The organism is Romboutsia sp. (assembly GCF_035470145.1).
GTDB lineage: Bacteria > Bacillota > Clostridia > Peptostreptococcales > Peptostreptococcaceae > Romboutsia_D.
Window position 1 is genome coordinate 1 of record NZ_DATIRC010000035.1, and the last position, 1,759, is coordinate 1,759.

Annotated in this window: 3 protein-coding genes; all 3 read left to right on the forward strand. The window is 30.4% G+C overall.

Features of this window, described 5'->3' with window-relative positions; all coding sequences use genetic code 11:
- Nucleotides 1-461 (forward strand): hypothetical protein (locus tag VLM92_RS01460; protein WP_325274578.1); only part of this gene is annotated, 461 nt, incomplete at its 5' end.
- Complete coding sequence (locus VLM92_RS01465; protein ID WP_325274579.1) at nucleotides 445-1,209, forward strand: DUF6090 family protein; 765 nt, start codon at nucleotides 445-447, stop codon at nucleotides 1,207-1,209. The genes VLM92_RS01460 and VLM92_RS01465, both read left to right, overlap by 17 nt.
- The coding region (locus tag VLM92_RS01470; RefSeq protein ID WP_325274580.1) for a DUF6090 family protein at nucleotides 1,202-1,759 on the forward strand (558 nt) is incomplete at its 3' end. The genes VLM92_RS01465 and VLM92_RS01470, both read left to right, overlap by 8 nt.

The window sequence follows — 1,759 nt, forward strand, 5'->3', positions numbered from 1 at the left end:
ATAAAACGACAATGTATATATCCTACCTTTTACTTGAAAAGACAACAAACCCTATAAAAAACGGATTGGAAACTATTAACATTTCTGGAGAATTAACCTATATAGATCCTGACATCCAGGATATGATTTTAAATTATTATAATGTTCTTGATAATATCTCAGCTCGTGAAGAAATTTCAAATACATTTATTAAGATTCGGTATGAACCCTACTTTTTTGAACATTACAGTTTCACTGTAAATTCAAAAACCCTTTGGAAATCGGTTCAGGAATATTATAAAGACGATCCCAGAATACCCAAACCCATTGACAAGGCAAGTTTTTTAAATGATAGTCAATTGGAAGCTATGATTTTTGGAAGACATTTTCAAATCAAGCAACAACACGGACTTTATAAAATGGCTATAGAATTGGCCAACCAACTTTTGAAAAAAATTAGCACTAATGGCAAAACTCTTTAATAAAATTCGCAGACAATTGGTATCAGAAGAACCTTCAGCACGACGTACATCCAACTACCTAAAATATGCTATTGGCGAAATTGTTCTTGTCATGATAGGAATTCTTTTGGCATTACAGATCAATAATTGGAACGAACAAAAAAAATCGGATAGGTTTGAACTTAAAATGCTGAAAGAGATCAAAACTGCCATTGAAGATGATAATACCTATTTACAAAAGTTATTGGATACCAGAATAAAAGATCTGGATTCATTTTGTAAAGTTTTAATGAACATGTTAAAACAGGACCACATCAATCCGGATGAGTTCAACAAGTATGCTTTAAAAATTGGTTTTGGATTTGTATTTCAATACAGCGATGGAGCATACGAAGCTTTAAAGGCTTCTGGCATTGATAAAGTAACCAACGATTCCTTAAGAAACGAACTCATTCATTTCTATGATTTTGTAGGCCCAAGAACAACAAAATTAATCAATTATGTTTCAGGTGAAAATAGTCACCAAAATTTAGATGATTTAAAATGGCAAATTTTTGAATATGACGTCGTACAAACAGACAATTCTACTTTTATCGATGAAGTAAGATATAAATTGGAAGATTATAAAGACGAGCGGTTTTTAAGATATTTAGATTCAAAAAGTAATGAAGCAAGAAATGGACAATCGAGAATAAGCGGTTATATTAGAGTGTCAAAAGAAGTACTTGAGCTATTGGATAAAGAATTAAACAAAAGATCAAATGATTAAGTTGTTCAGAAACATTCGTCAAAACCTTTTAAAAGAAGGCAAAACCGCCAATTATCTAAAATACGCTATTGGAGAAATTCTGCTTGTAATGGTTGGTATTTTACTTGCGCTTCAAGTTAATAATTGGAACGAAAACCGTAAGAGTCATTTAAACGAAATTAAACTTGTTAAACAACTCATAGACGATGCTACAGCAGACTCCATATTTTTTGAATCCAGAATCATGTTTCAACAAATTAGAGACACCCTTTTTGGCAACCTTCTTAATTTGAGCAATGATATTTCAGTAGATTCAATTTCAAAATTAAAAGTTAATGCAAATCCTTTTTTCTTTAAGCTTGCTTACCAATCTAATCTAATCAATAATAATCCAGATGCCTATAAATTAATTAGCGTTGATAGTATTAAAAATAAATTAAGGGAATATATCATGATATATGACTATGTAGGTATTGGAATTGAATTAAATAATCGTCTTGTTGAAGAATATGGTATCCCTCTTAGTATAAAATATTTTGAACAATTTAACAGATTACCTGATACTTTTTAT